General features: G+C 58.7%; 1 protein-coding gene. It reads left to right on the top strand.

Annotation, left to right across the window (positions count from 1 at the left end):
- Window positions 1-712: NAD(P)(+) transhydrogenase (Re/Si-specific) subunit beta (locus P0D96_RS48110; protein WP_408321377.1), on the top strand; the 712-nt coding region annotated here is incomplete at its 5' end.
- Window positions 713-1008 lie beyond the last annotated feature (296 nt).

Raw genomic sequence — 1008 nt, 5'->3', positions numbered from 1 at the left:
CGCGGGCATCGGCTTCTCGCTGAACAATCCGATGCTGATCATCGCGGGCTCGCTGGTGGGTTCGTCCGGTGCGATTCTGTCGTACATCATGTGCCGGGCGATGAACCGTTCGTTCTTCAACGTGATTCTCGGCGGCTTCGGCAATGAGCCGGGAGCGGCAGCGGCAGGTGGGTCGGCTGAGCAGCGTCCGGTGAAATCGGGTTCTGCCGATGATGCTTCGTTCATGCTCGGCAATGCTGAAACCGTGGTGATCGTGCCGGGTTACGGCTTGGCGGTCGCGCGGGCGCAGCATGCGTTGAAGGAGCTGACCGACAAGCTGGTCGAGAAGGGCATCGAGGTGAAGTACGCGATTCACCCGGTGGCCGGACGTATGCCGGGGCACATGAACGTGCTGCTCGCGGAAGCCGAAGTGCCGTACGACATGGTCTATGAAATGGACGACATCAACGGCGAGTTCGGCCAGGTCGACGTAGTGCTGGTGCTCGGCGCGAACGACGTGGTGAACCCGGCGGCGAAGAACGATCCGAAGTCACCGATCGCGGGCATGCCGATCATCGAGGCGTACAAGGCGCGTACGGTCATCGTGAACAAGCGCTCGATGGCAGCGGGCTACGCCGGGCTCGACAACGACCTGTTCTACATGGACAAGACAATGATGGTATTCGGCGACGCGAAGAAGGTGATCGAAGACATGGTTAAGTCAATTGAGTGAGGGTGATAGCGTGGGAAAATTAGTTGATTGTGTGCTCGATAGCATCGACGCAGTTCAGAATAGCGGTGGATGCGTCGGTGGAACGGATGACCTGGCGATTAATTCTCCAGCGGAACTATGGGCGAGGAACTCGGCAAATCGCAATGCTACTCATCAGTGGGCGTGGGCGTGGGCGTGGGCGGCGGGCAGCAGGAACTTTGACTGGATGGACCACCATGGCCCGTTTGAACAGGGCGAGTAATTTTCGTCATCTTAGATGAGAATCATCAATTCGCTCGGTGAATTGCGCGACCAGG

It is taken from the genome of Paraburkholderia sp. RL17-347-BIC-D (assembly GCF_046027915.1).
GTDB lineage: Bacteria > Pseudomonadota > Gammaproteobacteria > Burkholderiales > Burkholderiaceae > Paraburkholderia.
This window is presented reverse-complemented; position numbering and strand designations above follow the sequence as displayed.